Origin of the sequence: Nocardiopsis changdeensis (assembly GCF_018316655.1) — a bacterium.
In the GTDB taxonomy this organism is placed as follows: Bacteria; Actinomycetota; Actinomycetes; order Streptosporangiales; family Streptosporangiaceae; genus Nocardiopsis; species Nocardiopsis changdeensis.
Genome location: NZ_CP074133.1, coordinates 5,329,044 through 5,343,349 on the forward strand (window position 1 = coordinate 5,329,044; position 14,306 = coordinate 5,343,349).

The window sequence follows — 14,306 nt, forward strand, 5'->3', positions numbered from 1 at the left end:
GGGTCAGAGCAGGGAGGTCTCGCCCTCGGCCACGATGACGGCCGGCCCGCGCAGGCGGGCACCGTCGGCGTCGAGGAACACGGTGCACTCGCCGCCCGGGACGCGCACCCGCCAGGTGGCGCCCTCCCCGGGCGGGGTGGCGGCCGCCGCGGCGGCGACGATGCCGGTGCCGCAGGAGCGGGTCTCCCCGGCGCCGCGCTCGTACACGCGCATCCGCAGCACGCCCGGGGCCTCCTCGTTGTACACCTCGACGTTGGCCCCGGCGGGGAACGCCTCGGGGTCCAGCGCCGGCAGGGTACGCAGGTCCACCTCGGCGACCGGCGCGGACACCTCGCAGGCCAGGTGCGGGTTGCCCACGGAGATGCGGACGCCCTCCACCGTGCGGTCGGCCAGCCGGGCCGCGGAGGTGCCCAGCCGCTCCACGCGGCCCATGTCTATGGTGATGTCGCCGTTCGCCTCGACGGTGACCTCCTTGGCCCCGTCGCGGGTGCCGACCTCGAACCGGTCCGCGTCCACGAGCCCGGCGTGGCGCAGGTAGCGGGCGAACACCCGCACCCCGTTGCCGCACATCTCGGCGATGCTGCCGTCGGCGTTGCGGTAGTCCATGAACCACTCGGTGCGCTCGGCGGTCCGGGCGGACGGGGCGAGCGCCTCGCCCAGGAGCCGGGTGCGCACCACGCGCAGGATGCCGTCGCCGCCGATCCCGGCGCGCCGGTCGCACAGCAGGCGGACGTCCGCCTCCGTGAGGCGGAGCTCCCCGTCGGGGTCGGGGAGGATCACGAAGTCGTTCTCGGTTCCGTGGCCCTTGGCGAATCGCATGCGCCCAGCGTAGTGCCCGCACGTGCCCGGCGACGCCCACGGGCCGCTTAGGCTGGGGGGATGATCAAGGTGATCGCGGTCGTGGGTCCGACCGCCGTGGGCAAGTCCGACCTGGCAGTGGAGCTGGCCCTGCGCTTGGAGGAGCGCACGGGGCGCCGCGGCGAGGTGATCAACGCCGACTCCATGCAGCTGTACCGGGGGATGGACATCGGCACCGCCAAGCTCCGATGGGAGGAGCGGCGGGGCGTGCCCCACCACCTGCTCGACATCTGGGACGTCACCGAGCCCGCGGACGTCGCCAGCTACCAGACGCTGGCGCGCGAGCTGGTGGAGGACTGCGCCGACCGGGACGTCCTGCCGATCCTGGTGGGCGGCTCCGGGCTGTACGTGCGGGCGGTCCTGGACCACCTGGAGTTCCCCGGCACCGACCCGCAGGTGCGCGGCCGGCTGGAGGCGGAGCTGGCCGAGGTGGGGCCGGGGGTGCTGCACGCCCGGCTGGCCGAGGCCGACCCGGCGGCGGCGCGGGCGATCCTGCCCGGCAACGGGCGCCGGATCGTGCGGGCGCTGGAGGTCATCGAGCTGACCGGGCGGCCGTTCACCGCGACCATGCCCGACCACGCGTCGTTCTACCCGTGCACGCAGATCGGTCTGACCTCCCCGCGCCCGGACCTGGACCCCCGTATCGACCTGCGGGTGGACCGCATGTGGGAGCAGGGCCTGGTCGACGAGGTCCGCGAGCTGGACCGTCTGGGGCTGCGCGAGGGCCGCACCGCGTCCAAGGCGCTGGGGTACGCCCAGGCGCTGGCGCAGCTGGACGGGGAGCTGTCGGAGGAGGAGGCGCGGGCGGCGACCGCCCAGGCCACCCGCCGGTTCGCCCGGCGGCAGGAGTCGTGGTTCCGCCGCGACCCGCGGGTGCGCTGGCTGTCCTACGACGCGCCCGACCTGGTGGAGCGGGCGCTGCACCAGGTGGACACGGCACTGTCGGCGACCGGCGACGAGCCCGGCGAGGCGCTGGTGGACATCGCGACGATGGTCCCGCGGAACCTGTAACCGCGACCGGAACACCTGGGGGCGTGCCCGAAGGCACGCCCCCGCTTTCTTTTCCGCCCCTTCCTCCCCCCTCGCCTCCCGCGCCCCTCCCGCCGGGACGGGGGCTTGCCAGGGGCACCGCGACGGCCTATTTTTGACTGCGTGACCAGATTTGAAATCTGGTCACGCGGTCACGGATCGCGCGACCACGGATCGGGGGTGCGGGAACATGAGGGCATGGGCCGACAGGTCTCCCGACATTCCCCGAGCCACAGGAGCGACAGTGGTCACGACCGCAGGAACCCCCCGCGACGCCGAACGCGCCCGCCGAGCGGTGCGCATCCTCGACGCCGCGGGCGAACTACTCCTCTCGCTGGGCTACGGCAAAATCACCATGGAGGACGTGGCCCGCCGGGCGGGTGTCGGCAAGGGCACGGTCTACCTGCACTTCCCCACCAAGGAGGTGCTGTTCGGGCTGGTCGTGGTCCGGGTCCAGCTGGAGGTCGGCACCCGGCTCATCGAGGCCATGAGAACCGACCCCGCGGCGATCATGCCGGGGGCCACCGCCCGCTGGATCTACCTGACACAGCACGAGACCCCGCTGGTCAAGGCCATCCTCGCCCGCGACCCGCAGACCCTGGGCGGCATCGTCGAAACGGTCGGCACCACCCAGAGCGGGCTGATCGGCCTGCGGGCCCGCGTGATGCAGGAGTACTTCACGGTCCTGCGCGGGCACGGCCTGCTGCGCACCGACCGACCGGTCGAGGAGCAGAACTACCTGTTCGTCTCGTCCGTCCTGGGCGGGCTGGTCGCACCGCCCCTGCTGTCCCGGCAGTCCTACCCGGTCCCCGAAGCGCGGGTGCGCGCCGACATCCTCGGCGAGTCCGTGCGGCGGAGCCTGGAGGAGGACGCCGACCCCGACGCGCTGCTCGCCGCCCGCCCCGAGGTCCTCGCCCTGTTCGAGGGGCTCATGGGGTGGGCGCGCAAGGCGCTGGAGGAGTACCTCCCATCCACCGAGTGAACGCCCGGGAGGGCACATGAGCACTCAGACCCTGTTCGAACTGACGGCCCCGCCGGCCGACCTCGACCACGTCGAACTGCTGGAGCGCGTCCGCGCCGCCGGACCGCGGGCCCGCGCCACCATGGGCGGCATGGAGATGCGGCTGGTCGTGGACGACGCCGACGCCCGCACCATCCTGAGCGACCGCCGGTTCGTGGTCAACGCCGAGAACCTGCCCGGCGAGCGGACGGTGCCGTCCCGGCCGGAACTGCTGCTGGCCATGGGCATGCGGCCCGAACTGATCACCCACATCAGCGAGGGCCTGCTGGACAAGGACGGGGTCGACCACGTCCGGCTGCGCAAGCTGGTCTCGCGCACCTTCACCGTGCGCCGGATCGAGGCGATGCGCCCGCGCATCCGCGCCATCGCCGAGAAGCTCATCGCCGGCCTGCCCGACCGCGCCGAGGGCGCGTCCGTGGACCTGGTCGACCACTTCACCTACCCGCTGCCGATCGCCGTCATCTGCGACCTGCTCGGGGTGCCCGAGGAGGAGCGGGCGCCCTGGCGGGAGTGGGGGCACACCCTCACCTCGTTCAAGTTCTCCGACCTGGAGGAGATGAACGGGACGGTCGGCTCCCTGGTGGACGCCTCCCGGCGCCTCATCGCGCTGCACCGCGAGCACGAGTACGACGACCTGCTCGGCGACCTGGTCCGGGTCCGCGACGAGGACGGCGACCGGCTCTCGGAGGAGGAGCTGATCACGATGATCATCACCCTGGTCGTCGCCGGTCACGAGACCACCGCCAACCTCATCGCCAACGGGACCCACGCCCTGCTCACCCACCCCGACCAGCTGGCCGCGCTGCGGGAGGACCCCGGCCTGATGCCGTCGGCGGTCCACGAGATGCTGCGCTGGTGCGGCCCGGTGTTCCAGACCCGGCCGCGGTTCGCCACCGAGGACGTCGAGCTGTCCACCACGACCATCCCGGCGGGCACCGCCGTGATCGCCATGGCCGCGGGGGCCAACCGCGACCCCCGGGTGCACCCCGAGCCGGAGCGGTTCGACATCACCCGGCACCGGGGCGAGCCCGGCGAGGCGCACCTGGCCTTCGGGCACGGGCTCCACTACTGCCTGGGCGCGGCGCTGGCCCGGGCGGAGGGGCAGGAGGCGCTCGCCGCGCTGCTGGCCGCCTTCCCCGGGCTGGCGCTGGACCCCGCGCGCCCGCCGGTGCGCCAGCCCAACCTGGCGTTCGTGCGGTTCGAGGACCTGTACGTGCTGCTCTAGGACGTGCGGGCCGGGGCGGCGCCACGCCCCGGCCCGCACCCCCGGCCCAACGACCTACGGGGCGCCCGGCCTGCCGATGGACTTCGCAGACCTGGAGGCCGAGCCCCGGGGCCGACCGGTCCGGGGACGGCGACGGCCCCGGTGCTCGCGCACCGGGGCCGTTCCACTCCTCGGGTCAGACGAGGTCGCAGCCGCCGACGGGGGCGGGCTGCTCGGCGGGCCTGCCGACGCGCGGCATGCCCAGCAGGACCTCGGGCCTGCGGTCCGCGACGGGCTCGCCGTTGCGGGCGGCCCAGGCGTCCCCGGCGCGGGTGCGGCGCAGGTCGCGCACCCCGGAGTCGGACACCAGGTGGTGCGGCGCGGCGTAGGTGACCTCGACGGTCACCACGTCGCCGGGCCGGGGCTCCTCGGCGTCGCCCACGGCGAAGTGCACGAGGCGGTTGTCGGGGGCGCGGCCGGACAGGCGGCGGCGCTCGCCGTCCTTGCGGCCCTCGCCCTCGGCGACCAGCAGCTCGACCTCGGTGCCGACCAGCTTCTTGTTCTCCTCCCAGGAGATCTGCTCCTGGAGGTCGACCAGCCTCTGGTAGCGCTCCTTGACGACCTCCGGCGGCACCTGGCCGTCCATGGTGGCGGCGGGGGTGCCGGGGCGCTTGGAGTACTGGAACGTGAACGCGGCCGCGAAGCGGGCCTCGCGGACCACGTGCAGCGTCTCCTCGAAGTCCTCCTCGGTCTCGCCGGGGAAGCCCACGATGATGTCGGTGGTGATGGCTGCCTGCGGCATGGCCTCGCGCACCTTCTCCACGATGCCCAGGAAGCGCTCCTGGCGGTAGGAGCGGCGCATCGCCTTGAGGACGCGGCTGGACCCCGACTGCAGCGGCATGTGCAGCTGCGGCATCACGTTGGGGGTCTGCGCCATCGCCTCGATGACGTCGTCGGTGAAGTCGCGCGGGTGCGGGGAGGTGAAGCGGACCCGCTCCAGCCCCTCGATCTCACCGCAGGCGCGCAGCAGCTTGGAGAACGCCTGCCGGTCGCCGAAGCCGCTGCCGTAGGCGTTGACGTTCTGGCCGAGCAGGGTGATCTCGCTGACGCCCTCGGCGACCAGGGCCCGCACCTCGGCGAGGATGTCGCCGGGGCGGCGGTCCTGCTCCTTGCCGCGCAGCGCCGGGACGATGCAGAAGGTGCAGGTGTTGTTGCACCCGACCGAGATCGACACCCACGCCGCGTACGCCGACTCGCGGCGGCTGGGCAGCGTGGAGGGGAAGTGCTCCAGCGACTCCGCGATCTCGACCTGCGCCTCCTTCTGGACGCGGGCGCGCTCCAGCAGGGCCGGCAGGGAACCGATGTTGTGGGTGCCGAACACGACGTCGACCCAGGGGGCGCGCCGGACGATCTCACCGCGGTCCTTCTGCGCCAGGCAGCCGCCCACGGCGATCTGCATGCCGGGGTTGGCGTCCTTGACCGGGCGCAGGTGCCCGAGGTTGCCGTACAGGCGGTTGTCCGCGTTCTCCCGGACCGCACAGGTGTTGAAGACGACGATGTCCGCGGTGGTGTCCTCGGCTGCGCGCGCGTACCCAGCGTCCTCCAGCAGACCGGAGAGGCGCTCGGAGTCGTGGACGTTCATCTGGCAGCCGTAGGTCCGCACTTGGTAGGTACGACTCTGGCTCACGTCCTCAGGCTATCCGGTGTCGCGGACCGCCCAAGGCCGCCGCGGAGGGGGTCACTCTCCGCACCCCGCACCCCGGAACCGGTTTAGTGACCTGTCGAACGGATATCGGACACATGAACTGCGAGAAAGGTGCTGTCTTCTGGTGACCGAACAATGCGGCCTCCAGAACGGCTGGAAACGATTCCAGTACAGTGAGTGACGAAACGCGTACCTACGCTCCGTCCGCATAACGGTTTCATCGATCACGCCGTAACAACTCAGCCACTCCGTTTGCGGCCCACGTTTTTAGTGATGACACCGCAACATCGACCCACTAGGTTCCGACCATGACCTCAACTCCTCTCGTCGTGCTGGAGAACGTCAACAAGCACTTCGGCGACCTGCACGTGCTCCGCGACATCAATCTGACGGTTAACTCCGGCGAGGTGGTAGTCGTCATCGGGCCGTCCGGTTCCGGCAAGTCGACACTGTGCCGCACGATCAACCGCCTGGAGACGATCGACTCCGGCGTGATCACCCTCGACGAACAGCCGCTCCCGGCCGAGGGCCGCGCGCTCGCGCGCCTGCGCAGCGACGTGGGCATGGTGTTCCAGTCCTTCAACCTGTTCGCGCACAAGACCGTGTTGCAGAACGTGACGCTGGGACCCATGAAGGTGCTGCGCAAGCCCAAGGGCGAGGCCGAGGCCCGCGGCATGGAACTGCTGGAGCGGGTCCGTATCGGCAACCAGGCCCACAAGTACCCGGCGCAGCTGTCCGGCGGACAGCAGCAGCGCGTGGCCATCGCCCGTGCCCTGGCGATGAATCCGAAGGTCATCCTCTTCGACGAGCCGACCTCCGCCCTGGACCCGGAGATGGTCCAGGAGGTCCTCGACGTCATGACCGACCTCGCGAGCGAGGGCATGACCATGGTCGTGGTCACCCACGAGATGGGATTCGCCCGCCGCGCCGCCAACCGGGTCGTGTTCATGGCCGACGGCGAGATCGTCGAGGAGAACACGCCCGACGAGTTCTTCACCAACCCGCAGTCGGAGCGGGCCCAGGACTTCCTCTCGAAGATCCTGACCCACTAGCAGTCCCCCCGGCCCACCGGGCCATGAGCTTCGCACGCATCTCAAGGAAGAGGTATCCCCAATGCGAGTCCGTCGCATCAGCACCGCTCTGGGCAGCGCCGCGGCCCTGGCGCTCGCCCTCACCGCCTGTGGCACCGCCGAGGTCGGCGGCGAGGGCGGCGAAGGCGGCGGCGAGGGCAACGGCGGTGGCGACACCATCACCATCGGCGTCAAGTACGACCAGCCGGGCCTGGGCCTGGACGAGGGCGGCACCCCCGTCGGCTTCGACGTGGACGTCGCCACCTACGTCGCCGGCGAGCTCGGCTACACCCCGGACCAGATCGAGTGGACCGAGGCCGCCTCCGCCAACCGCGAGTCCTTCCTCCAGCAGGGCACCGTCGACCTGATCTTCGCCACCTACTCGATCACCGACGAGCGCCGCCAGGTCGTGGACTTCGGCGGCCCGTACTACATCGCCCAGCAGGACATCCTGACCCAGGCCGACAACACCGACATCAACGGCCCCGAGGACCTCGAGGGCAAGACCCTGTGCTCGGCCTCCGGCTCCCGCTCGGCCAACAACATCGTCGACTCCGAGGAGGACGGCGGCCTGGGCGTCGACGCCCAGCTGCGCGAGGCCGGCAACTACTCCGAGTGCCTGGAGCTGCTCGGCAACGGCACCGTCGACGCGGTGACCACCGACAACACCATCCTCGCGGGCTTCGCCGCCCAGAACCCGGGCGAGTACCGGATGGTCAACAACCCGTTCGGCGAGGAGAAGTACGGCGTCGGAATGCCCGAGGGCTCCACCGACCTCTGCGAGCAGGTCAACGCGGCCATCACCAAGATGTGGGAGGAGGGCGCGGCCACCGAGTACCTGGAGACGGCCTTCGGTGAGACCGACTTCGCCTTCGAGGAGACCCAGCCCGCGCTCGACACCTGCGAGTAAGTCCGCCATCTGACCCCGTCCGGGAGGTGGGGCCGGGACGTCCCGGCGCCACCTCCCGGCCCTTGACCGGCTGGGACCCATGGAAGCCTTTCTCAGCAATATCGACAGGGTTGTCGACGGTTTCTCATGGACCGTCCGGCTCACCCTCCTCAGCGCCCTGTTCTCGTTCATCCTGGGCATCCTGCTCACCGCGATGCGGGTCTCCCCCGTCCCGCTGCTGCGCGGCCTGTCCACCGCCTACGTGGAGGGTGTCCGGAACACACCGTTGACCCTGGTGCTGCTCTTCTGCGGCCTGGGCCTCAACAGCGCCCTGGGGCTGAGCTTCAGCGACACCGTCGCCCTTGACGTGTTCTGGTGGGCGGTCATCGGACTGTCCGCCTACACCTCCTGCTTCGTCTCCGAATCCCTGCGGTCGGGTATCAACACCATCCCGCTCGGACAGGTCGAAGCAGCCCGTTCCCTGGGTCTGACCTTCACCCAGAACCTCCGCCTGATCGTCATCCCCCAGGCACTGCGCACCGTCGTGGGCCCGCTGGGCAGTGTGCTCATCGCGCTCACCAAGAACACGACCGTCGCCTCCGTCGCGGGGCTGGGCGTCCAGGAGGCGTCCCGGCAGATGAAGCTCATGTTCGACCAGGGCATCGCGCCGGTCCTGCCGACCTTCGTCGGGTTCGCGATCGGCTTCCTGATCCTGACCCTGCCGACGGGTTACTTCTTCGGCTGGCTGTCCAAGCGCGTGGCGGTGGTCCGATGAGCGCCCAGACCTCGGTCCTCTTCGACGCCCCCGGCCCCCGCGCACGGCGGCGCAACGTCCTCTACACGGTCCTGACCGTGCTCCTGGCCCTGGTCGGCCTGGCCGTCCTGTACCTGGGGTTCAACCGGACCCTGACCGACCGGGAGGGGCCGCTGTTCTCGGCGGCCACCTGGGCGGTCAACCCGGACGGCCAGTGGGCGGCCGACATGTGGGAGCCGTTCCTGCGGCCCGACACGTGGACCGGCTACGTCATCCCCGGTCTGCAGAACACCCTGACCGCGGCACTGACCGCGTCGGTGCTGGCCGTCGTGTTCGGCCTGGTCTTCGGTATCGGCCGGATGTCCGAGCACGCCTGGATCCGCATCCCCGCCGGGGCCGTCGTGGAGTTCTTCCGCGGCATCCCGCTGCTGATGCTGATCTTCTTCACCATGGCGCTGCCGATCGTCGCCTGGCAGGTGTTCAACATCCCGACCGGCACCTTCCAGGTGACCGCGCTGGCCGCGGTCGTCACCGGCCTGACCCTGTACAACGGGTCGGTGCTGGCGGAGGTGTTCCGGGCGGGCATCCTGGCGGTGCCCAAGGGCCAGTCCGAGGCCGCCCAGGCCATCGGCATGACCCGGACGCAGACGATGTGGCAGATCCTGATCCCGCAGGCGATCACGTCGATGATGCCGGCGATCGTCGCCCAGCTGGTGGTCCTGCTCAAGGACTCCGCGCTCGGCTACATCGTCGCCTTCCCGGAGCTGCTGCGCAGCTTCACGCTGCTGGCGACCCGGGAGAGCAACGTGATCCCGGCGGCGATCATCTGCGCGATCATCTACATCATCATCAACATCGCCCTGAGCCGGCTGGCGATCTGGCTGGAGCGCCGCAACGCCCGGCGCGGCCGGGCCTCGGCCCGGCCCACCGCGCCGGCGGCGCCCCGACCGCGGTCGACGCCACCGGGACGGCCGCCGGTGCGGCCGCCGCGGAGGGCCCCGCCGAGGGGCCCGACGGCACGGCTGGGCCCGAGAAGCCCTAGTCCCCGGCACCCGTTCGACGGCCCCGTCCACCCCGTGGACGGGGCCGTCGGCGTTCCCGCCCCGGCGGGTCGGGCGGACCCTCACAAGACGGATACGGGATCCGGCGGGACTGCACACGCGGCCCCGCGAGGACTAAGGTCGACATGTCATCGGATACACCCCACGACCCATCCTGAGCGGGATATGTCTGAACTGTCGAGCCACGGCTCCTGGCCATCGCCCATCAGCGCCGCCGACGTCGCCCGTGGGGTGCGCGCCCTCGCCTTCCCCTCCGTGGTGGGCGACGAGGTGTGGTGGGAGGAGAGCCGGCCCGAGGAAGGCCGCCGGACCATCATGCGGCGCGGCGCCGACGGCACCCTGACCGAGCTGCTGGCCGCCCCGTGGAGCGTGGGCAGCCGCGTGCACGAGTACGGGGGCCGGGCCTTCCGCCCCGTGCCCCGGCGCGACGACAAGGCGCTGGTGCGCATGGGCGTCGTCTTCGTCAACTCCCCCGACCAGCGCCTGTACCTGCTGGAGCACGGCGCCGCCGCGCCGGTCCCGCTCACCCCCGAACCGGACGGGCCCGCGGCGTTGCGCTACGCGGAGCCGACGCTGGGGCCCGACGGCCGCAGCGTCCTGTGCGTGCGCGAGCAGCACTCCCAGGGCACGGTGCGGCGGTCGATCGTGTCGGTGCCGCTGTCGGGCCGGGGCGCCTCCGACCCGTCCGCCGTGCGCGAGATCGTCTCGGGCGCCGACTTCTACGCCTCCCCCACCCCCTCTCCGGACGGGACCAGGCTGGCGTACGTGCGGTGGAACCACCCCAAGATGCCCTGGGACGGCACCGAGCTGCGGATGGGCCTGTTCGACGGGGACGGGCTGACCGGCGAGTACACGCTCAAGGGCTCCTCGGAGGAGTCGGTGGTCTCCCCGGTGTGGATCGACGACACCTCCCTGTACGCGGCCTCGGACTGGCCGGGCTTCTGGAACCTGTACCAGGTGGGGCTCACCGGCCCGGCGATCGCGCTGTACCCGGCCGAGGAGGAGTTCCACTCCCCGCCGGGGCGGCTGGGCGACCGGTCGTTCTGCGTGCTGGACTCGGGGAAGGTGGTGGCGCTGCACGGCGACGCCGACATGGCGCCGGGCGTGTACGACCCCGACACCCTGGACCTGGCCCCGGTGGACACCGACCTGACGTCGTGGTCGATGCTCGACACCGACGGGCGCACCGTCGTGGGCGTGGCGGCCTCGCCGACCGTCCCGCAGTCGCTGGTCCGGCTGGACCCGGCCACCGGGCGGGTGGAGGTGCTGCGCGGGTCGATGGAGTCGGTCCCCGACACCGCCTACCTGCCGGTGCCCCGCAAGGCCACGTTCCCGGGCCGCTACGGGGCGCCGGTGCACGCCAACGTCTACCCGCCCACCCACCCGGAGCACACGGAGGCGGGACCCGCGCCGTACGCGGTGTGGGTGCACGGCGGCCCGGTGTCGCACGCCACGACCGCGTTCGACCCCCTCAAGGCGTACTTCACCAGCCGGGGCATCGGCGTGGTGGACGTCAACTACGGCGGGTCCACCGGGTACGGGCGCTCCTACCGCAAGCGCCTGCACAAGGAGTGGGGCGTGGTGGACGTCGAGGACGTCACCGCGGTGGCCCGGGCCCTGGTGGAGCGGGGCGAGGCCGACCCGGAGCGGCTGGCGGTGCGCGGGCCGAGCGCGGGCGGGTACACGGCGCTGGTGGCGGTCACCGGGGACGTGTTCGCCTGCGGGGTGTCCTACTTCGGGGTGACCGACCTGCTGGGGCTGGTGCGCACCACCCACGACTTCGAGTCGCGGTTCCTGGACACGCTGGTGGGCCTGCTGCCGGGGTTCGTGGAGCGCTACCGGGAGCGTTCGCCGATCAACCTGGCCTCGGAGATCGACGTGCCGGTGCTGCTGCTCCAGGGCCTGGACGACCCGGTGGTGACCCCGGACCAGGCGTTCGCCATGGCGACGGCGCTGGGCGGGCGGAAGGTGCCGTACGCGCTGGTGGAGTTCGAGGGCGAGGCGCACGGGTTCACCGGGGAGAAGGCGCGCAGGGAGTCGCTGGAGGCCGAGCTGGCGCTGTACGCGCGGGTGTTCGGGTTCACGTCGGACGCGCCGCCGCTGGAGCTCGCCACCGAGCCGCCCGCCCCGCGACCCGAACCGGAGCCCGAACCCGAGCCAGTCCAGGCCCCGCCGGACGGCGCGGAGGCCCCCGGCGGGGAGCCCGCCCCGGAGCCGGACGCCGCGGCGCCGGTCGCCGGGCCGGCCGCCCGGACCCCCGAGGCCTGACCGCTCAGTCGGTCGGGACGCCGATGCGCAGCCGGTTGCCGTCGGGGTCGCGCAGCTCCAGCTCGCGGCCCCACGGCGCCTCCTCCACCGGGACGCCGAACTCGGCGGCCACGGCGTCGATGTCGTTCAGCCGCAGATAGACCAGGGTGTCCGGTCGCGCGTCTCCTTCGTGCTCCGACAGGAACAGCCGGACCCGCCCCCGGCGCACCTCGACGAACGCCGGGAACCCCGGCTCGAACCGGTGCTCCCAGCCGAACGCGAACCCCAGCCGCGTGTACCACCGCGCCGCCGCCTCCGCGTCGGCCACCCGCAGGATCGGGACGACCTCCTCGGTCATGTCGCCTCCTCCGTCACGAAACCGACCGTGGTCGCACTCCCGCGACCGCCGGTCGCGGTGGAGACGGCGGCCGGGGAAGGCCAGGCGCGCGGTCTCGACCGCACGGGCCGGGTCTGAGGCGAAGACCGCGTCGAAGTGCTCATTCCCCCGGCGCGCGCCCAGCTCGCGCGCCTGTCCCCGGCCCGGCGGGGAGGGCTCTCCGGGTCCCCGCCCCGTGGCGGTGCCCGCCTCTTTGTCGGTCGTGGTGGCGTGCGTCTCGTACACCGGGGTGAGACTCACTCCGGGAAGTCCGGGTCGAGGTCGAGGCCCTCAGCCTCCAGTTCCTCGCGGACGATCCGGTAGGACAGGCCGCCGCCGTAGCCCTTGCGGGCCAGGACGCCCAGGGCGCGGCGGACGCGGGTCTCGCGCTCGCGGCCGCGGCTGCCGGAGAGGCTGCGCCGGGCCAGGGCCCGGGCGGCGGCCGCCTCCTCCTCGTCGCCGAGTTCGGCGACCGCGTCGCGCACGGTCTCCTCGGCCACACCGCGGGTGCGCAGCTCACGGGTGAGCGCGGCACGGGACAGGCCCCGGCCGTGGTGGCGCGAGCTCACCCAGGCGCGGGAGAAGACGGCGTCATCCACCAGTCCGGCCCGCGTGCACTCCTCCATGACCACGGCCACGACCTCTTCCTCGTGGCCGCGGCGGAGCAGGCCGGCCTCCAGCTGCGCGGCGGTGCGCGGTTTGTGCGCGAGCATCCGCAGGGCCAGGGTGCGGGCCCTGTTCAGTGCCTTCTCCCCGCCGGACGACGGCGCGGCGTCGGGGCCGTCGCCGTCCGGCGGGGTGTCGGCCTCACGCATCCGTCGCGGGCGCCTTGACGGTGGTGGTCTTGGCCGGGGCCTTCTTGGCGGGGGCCTTGTCGGCGGCCGCCGGAGCCGCGGCGGGGACCGTCTTGTCGGCAGGGGCCTTGTCGGCGGCCGCGGCCTTGGGGTCCTCCGGACCCGAGGCGCTGTCGTCGCCGGTGGAGACGCCCAGCTTCTCCTTGATCTTCTTCTCGACCTCGTTGGCGATGTCGGAGTTGTCGCGCAGGAAGTTGCGCGCGTTCTCCTTGCCCTGGCCGAGCTGGGTGCCGTCGTAGGTGTACCAGGCGCCCGACTTGCGCACGATGCCGTGCTCCACGCCCAGGTCGATGAGGCTGCCCTCGCGGGAGACGCCCACCCCGTACAGGATGTCGAACTCGGCCTGCTTGAAGGGCGGCGCGACCTTGTTCTTGACGACCTTGACGCGGGTGCGGTTGCCGACCGCGTCGGTGCCGTCCTTGAGGGTCTCGATGCGGCGCACGTCCAGGCGCACCGACGAGTAGAACTTCAGCGCCCGGCCACCGCTGGTGGTCTCCGGGGAGCCGAACATCACGCCGACCTTCTCGCGGAGCTGGTTGATGAAGATCGCGGTGGTGCCGGTCTGGTTGAGCGCGCCGGCGATCTTGCGCAGCGCCTGCGACATGAGCCGGGCCTGCAGGCCGACGTGGCTGTCGCCCATCTCGCCCTCGATCTCGGCGCGGGGCACCAGGGCCGCCACGGAGTCGATGACGATGATGGAGACGGCGCCGGAGCGGATCAGCATGTCGACGATCTCCAGCGCCTGCTCGCCGGTGTCCGGCTGGGACAGCAGCAGGTTGTCGGTGTCGACGCCGATCTTCTTGGCGTACTCGGGGTCCAGCGCGTGCTCGGCGTCGACGAACGCGGCGATGCCGCCCAGCCGCTGCGCGTTGGCCACCGCGTGCAGCGCGACGGTGGTCTTACCGCTGGACTCGGGGCCGTACACCTCGATGATCCGGCCGCGCGGGATGCCGCCGATGCCCAGCGCCACGTCGAGGGCGATCGCCCCGGTGGGGATGGCCTCGATGGGCGGACGGTCGTCGTCGCCCAGGCGCATGACGGAGCCCTTGCCGAACTGCCGCTCGATCTGCGCGAGGGCGGTTTCGAGAGCCTTCTCTCGGTCTCCAGATGCCACGGGATACCCCTGTTGGGTCGATGCCTTCTTCTTCATGATGCGCACGACGCTACGCGGTCGGTCCGACAATCGCGATGTCCGGCGTCGGCCTGTGGAAAACCCAGCCTACCCGAACCCCTGTTCG

The 14,306-nt window shown here is 72.0% G+C and carries 12 protein-coding genes and 2 pseudogenes; 8 read left to right on the forward strand and 6 right to left on the reverse strand.

The genetic code is table 11. The features are described from left to right. Positions 1 to 3 precede the first annotated feature (3 nt). Positions 4 to 819: a diaminopimelate epimerase gene (gene dapF / locus KGD84_RS24175; protein ID WP_220562666.1), complete on the reverse strand. Its 816-nt coding sequence runs from the start codon at positions 817 to 819 to the stop codon at positions 4 to 6. Between the two features lie 60 nt (positions 820 to 879). Here dapF and miaA point away from each other — a divergent pair, with 60 nt between their 5' ends. From miaA to KGD84_RS24190, 3 genes are all read left to right on the forward strand, one after another. Further along, positions 880 to 1,869, forward strand: coding sequence for a tRNA (adenosine(37)-N6)-dimethylallyltransferase MiaA (gene miaA, locus KGD84_RS24180; protein ID WP_220562667.1), 990 nt, complete (start codon positions 880 to 882; stop codon positions 1,867 to 1,869). Between the two features lie 262 nt (positions 1,870 to 2,131). Continuing rightward, on the forward strand, positions 2,132 to 2,869 hold the full coding sequence (locus tag KGD84_RS24185) for a TetR/AcrR family transcriptional regulator (RefSeq protein ID WP_277615490.1): 738 nt from the start codon (positions 2,132 to 2,134) through the stop codon (positions 2,867 to 2,869). A gap of 16 nt (positions 2,870 to 2,885) precedes the next feature. Continuing rightward, positions 2,886 to 4,133, forward strand: coding sequence for a cytochrome P450 family protein (locus KGD84_RS24190; RefSeq protein ID WP_220562669.1), 1,248 nt, complete (start codon positions 2,886 to 2,888; stop codon positions 4,131 to 4,133). A gap of 175 nt (positions 4,134 to 4,308) precedes the next feature. Here the strand turns inward: KGD84_RS24190 and miaB are convergent, their stop codons facing one another. Further along, positions 4,309 to 5,775, reverse strand: coding sequence for a tRNA (N6-isopentenyl adenosine(37)-C2)-methylthiotransferase MiaB (gene miaB / locus KGD84_RS24195; RefSeq protein ID WP_220565286.1), 1,467 nt, complete (start codon positions 5,773 to 5,775; stop codon positions 4,309 to 4,311). Positions 5,776 to 6,125: 350 nt separating this feature from the next. Between miaB and KGD84_RS24200 the strand changes: the two genes are divergently transcribed. From KGD84_RS24200 to KGD84_RS33855, 5 genes and pseudogenes are all read left to right on the forward strand, one after another. Continuing rightward, positions 6,126 to 6,869, forward strand: coding sequence for an amino acid ABC transporter ATP-binding protein (locus KGD84_RS24200; protein WP_220562670.1), 744 nt, complete (start codon positions 6,126 to 6,128; stop codon positions 6,867 to 6,869). 61 nt (positions 6,870 to 6,930) lie between these two features. After that, a complete protein-coding gene (locus KGD84_RS24205; protein WP_220562671.1) occupies positions 6,931 to 7,797 on the forward strand; it encodes a glutamate ABC transporter substrate-binding protein in 867 nt (288 codons plus the stop codon). 79 nt (positions 7,798 to 7,876) lie between these two features. Continuing rightward, on the forward strand, positions 7,877 to 8,551 hold the full coding sequence (locus tag KGD84_RS24210; RefSeq protein ID WP_220562672.1) for an amino acid ABC transporter permease: 675 nt from the start codon (positions 7,877 to 7,879) through the stop codon (positions 8,549 to 8,551). Continuing rightward, a pseudogene (locus tag KGD84_RS33850) lies at positions 8,548 to 9,572 on the forward strand (amino acid ABC transporter permease). Before KGD84_RS24210 ends, KGD84_RS33850 begins: the two are co-directional and overlap by 4 nt. Before the next feature lie 184 nt (positions 9,573 to 9,756). Then, complete coding sequence (locus KGD84_RS33855) at positions 9,757 to 11,859, forward strand: S9 family peptidase (RefSeq protein ID WP_220562674.1); 2,103 nt, start codon at positions 9,757 to 9,759, stop codon at positions 11,857 to 11,859. Positions 11,860 to 11,863: 4 nt separating this feature from the next. Here the strand turns inward: KGD84_RS33855 and KGD84_RS24220 are convergent, their stop codons facing one another. The 4 genes and pseudogenes from KGD84_RS24220 to recA form a co-directional block, all read right to left on the reverse strand. After that, the gene (locus KGD84_RS24220) at positions 11,864 to 12,196 is read right to left on the reverse strand and encodes a glyoxalase superfamily protein (RefSeq protein WP_255646775.1); all 333 of its coding nucleotides are present in this window, start codon (positions 12,194 to 12,196) and stop codon (positions 11,864 to 11,866) included. Positions 12,197 to 12,223: 27 nt separating this feature from the next. Continuing rightward, positions 12,224 to 12,475: pseudogene (locus KGD84_RS33860) on the reverse strand (phosphoglycerate mutase family protein); the annotation flags it as partial. Beyond that, positions 12,472 to 13,029, reverse strand: coding sequence for a regulatory protein RecX (locus KGD84_RS24225; RefSeq protein WP_220562676.1), 558 nt, complete (start codon positions 13,027 to 13,029; stop codon positions 12,472 to 12,474). The gene KGD84_RS24225 and the pseudogene KGD84_RS33860, both read right to left, overlap by 4 nt. Then, entirely contained in the window at positions 13,022 to 14,182 is a 1,161-nt protein-coding gene (recA, locus tag KGD84_RS24230; protein ID WP_220562677.1) for a recombinase RecA, read from the reverse strand. The genes KGD84_RS24225 and recA overlap by 8 nt, the downstream gene beginning before the upstream one ends. Positions 14,183 to 14,306 lie beyond the last annotated feature (124 nt).